Here is a 3,279-nt window from a genome sequence, read left to right on the forward strand (position 1 = left end):
AAAGCGGTCGCCGCGGCGCGCGCCGACGGCACCGCGCCGCGTCAGCATCTCTGAGCTACTCCGGCGCGTCCTCCTCGGGGACCGCGCCCTCGACGAGCGACTGGTCGGCGTACGCCTCGCGGAGGTCCTTCTTCGAGAACTTCCCGGTGGCGGTCTTGGGCACCTCGTCGATGAACTCGACGGCGTCCGGGAGCCACCACTTGGGGTACTCCTCGCGGAGCATCGCGTCGATCTCGTCCGGGAGGGCGTCGCGGTCGGCGCCCTCGGCGGGGACGACGAACGCGACCGGGCGCTCCTGCCAGCGCTCGTGGGGGACGCCGATGACGGTCGCCTCGCTCACGTCCTCGTGGGCCATGATGGCGTTCTCGAGTTCGACGCTGGATATCCACTCCCCGCCGGATTTGATCACGTCCTTCGTGCGGTCGACGATCTGGAGGTAGCCGTCCTCGTCGACGGTGACCACGTCGCCGGTCTTGAGCCAGCCGTCGTCGAACTCCTCGGCGGTCGCGTCCGGGCGCTGGAAGTACTCCTTCGTCACCCACGGCCCGCGGACCTGCAGCTCGCCGAACGCCTCGCCGTCCCACGGGATCTCCGCGCCGTCCTCGTCGATGACGCGAAACTCCAGCCCGGGCGCGATCAGCCCCTGTTTCGCGCGTTTTTCGACCTGCGTCCCGTAGTCGGCGTCCCGGAGGTCGTGTTTGAGGTGCGAGACCGTGCCGATGGGCGAGAGCTCGGTCCATCCCCCACGCGTGCAGCAGCTCGACGCCGCGGTCGTCGTACCACTCGATCAGCGCGGGCGGCGCGGCCGACCCGCCGACGATGATCGTGTCCAGCGCCGAGAGGTCCACGTCGTTGCCCGCCTCGATGTACTCGCGGAGCCCGAGCCAGACCGTCGGTACGCCCGCGGAGATGGTGACGCCCTCCTCTTCGATGAGCGAGGCCAGGTCCGCGGGCTCGGGCGAGGGGCCGGGATAGACGTGTTTGGCGCCCGCCGCGGTTGCCGTGAACGGCATCCCCCACGCGTTGACGTGGAACATCGGGACCACCGGCATCACCACGTCCGCGTCGGTCATCGGGATCCCCTGGGGCGTCAGCGACGCCATCGTGTGGCTCCACAGCATCGACTGCGTGTACTCGACGCCCTTCGGCCGCCCGGTCGTCCCCGAGGTGTAACAGAGCCCCGCGGGCTGGTCGCCGTCCAACTCGGGCCAATCGTAGTCGGCGTCGTGGCCCGCGATGAACTCCTCGTAGGGGTGGCGTCGAGGTCGTCGACCGGCTCGCTCCCCATCACGACGAAGTCGACGCCGTCGAACTCCTCGGCGTCCGCGGCCGCGGCGGCGAGCTTGCCGGCCAGCGAGGGGTCGACGAAGACGAGTTCGTCGTCGGCGTTGTCGACGATGTAGCGAACGTGCTCGTCCGGGAGCAGGGGGTTGATCGTGTGCAGCTGCGCGCCGATGGTCGGCACGCCGAAGTACGTCTCGAAGTGGCGCGCGTGGTTCCAGCAGAACGTCGCCACCCGGTCGCCCGCCTCGATCCCGTACTCGTCGAGCGCGTTCGCCAGTTGGGCGGTGCGGTCGGCGTACTCCCCGTAGGTGTACCGTCGGAGCCCGTCGTGCTCGCGGGAGACGATCTCCGTGTCGGGGTACAGTCGGGTCGCGCGCCACAGGAACGGCCGCAGGGTCTGGTCGTGTCCACCGGGCATGACGTCTCCAAGAAGACCCCCGGGAACGTGAAGTTTGTCACGGTCGATCCACATCGACCGCGGCAGTCGGACTACTCCTCCGGCTCCACGACCTCGATCTCGCCGGCCGCGAGCTCCTCGGCCACGTCCTCGAACGCGGCGAGGATCACCTTCCGGCAGGCCTGCCCCTCCGTCGTCCAGTGGTTGGCGTAGTCGAGCATGTCGTCGTAGATGTCGGGCTTGCAGCCGGCCGCCTGCGGGTGGCCGCCGCCGTTGACCTTCCCCGCGACCTCGTGCGCGTAGCGGAAGTCCTCGGAGCCGCGGATCGACGCGGAGCCGGCGGGCTTGACGATGAGCGCGCCGTCGGCTCCCTGCTCACGGAGTCGCTCGGCGACCTCGTTCTGCGAGCAGCGGCCGTAGGTGACGGCGATGGACCAGTCGCCGACGACGTGGAAGGTGGCGCGGTCGACAGCCGCCTCGATGCGGTTCTCCTTCTCGACGCGCCTGTGCTCGACGTAGTCGACCACCGTCTCCGGGAGGTCGGCGCCGTAGGCCCCGACGACCGCGACGTACTCCTCCGGCGAGGTCCAGTAGGCGTAGTCGGCAAGATCCTGCGAGCGCTCGTCCTCGTTGAGCCAGAGGTCGTGGTCGCGGGTGACCAGGGCCAGTTCGCTCCAGCGGTCGGCGAACTCGTAGTCGAGCGAGCGGAGCGCCACGTCGGCGGTGCACTCCTCGTCGGAGTCGCCGACCACGAGGTCGACGCCCGCGTCGCGGACCGCCTCGGCGGTCGCGTCGTCCCACTGGTGGTGGTCGAACCATCGGATCGAGTCACAGTCGTCGGCGAGCGTCAGCAGGGGGGCCTCGATCCACGAGAAGTCGTCGGGGCAGATGTCGCAGACGAAGAGGTCGATGCCGGGGTCGGCGTACGCCGCGACGCGTTCGAGCGCGTCGTCCAGCGAGTAGGGGCCCGCGGGCACGAGCGCGACCGGCGACTGCGCGTGGGCGTCAGCGAGGGGGTCTTCCTCGTCCTCCCCGTCAGCCGCCGCATCGGCGTCCCCTTCGGCATCCTCGTCATCGAGTGCCTCCTCGGACTCCAGCAGGCGCTCGGCGATGCGCTCCTCGAAGGGCGCCACGTCGAGCGCGGCGTCGGACGCTTCGCGGATCATCGCGGCGCAGGCGAGGCCGTCGGCGTCGCCGTCCACGATAACCACGGTCTCGGCGCCCTCGATGGCCTCGCGGGCGCGAGTCTCCGCGCGCTCCTCGTCCAGCGAGTCGGGGTAGAAGAAGCCCTTCCCCGGCAGCTTCGTGCGCCGGGAGAGGGGGATACCGTCGTCGTCGATGAGGTCGTCGTCCATACCCGTTCTCTCCGCCGCGAGGGGGAAAACTCCGCCGCTCCGCGGGCAGTGCGGGAGTCGGCGGCGCCGCGTTCGCGGGGGCTTTTCTGTGACCGGCAGTCGGGTGTCGGCTTTTCTGTCCCCACAGCGGCATTGCCGCGCAGTTTTCTGTTCCCGTGCGGTGTGGTGGCGGGGCGGTGTGGTGGCAGGGCGGTGGCGGGGCGGTGTGGTGGCAGGGCGGTGGCGGGGCGGTGTGGTGGCAGG

Annotated in this window: 1 protein-coding gene and 1 pseudogene; both read right to left on the minus strand. The window is 70.3% G+C overall.

The window, feature by feature from the left end:
- Nucleotides 1–55: 55 nt before the first annotated feature.
- Nucleotides 56–1,702: pseudogene (locus AN233_RS14800) on the minus strand (long-chain fatty acid--CoA ligase).
- A gap of 71 nt (nucleotides 1,703–1,773) precedes the next feature.
- Nucleotides 1,774–3,036 carry a DHH family phosphoesterase gene (locus AN233_RS14805; RefSeq protein ID WP_058367538.1) on the minus strand — a complete coding sequence of 421 codons (1,263 nt, stop codon included), beginning with the start codon at nucleotides 3,034–3,036 and terminating at the stop codon, nucleotides 1,774–1,776.
- Between the last annotated feature and the right edge of the window lie 243 nt (nucleotides 3,037–3,279).

The sequence above is a fragment of the Haloparvum sedimenti genome, assembly GCF_001462205.1.
Lineage (GTDB): Archaea > Halobacteriota > Halobacteria > Halobacteriales > Haloferacaceae > Haloparvum > Haloparvum sedimenti.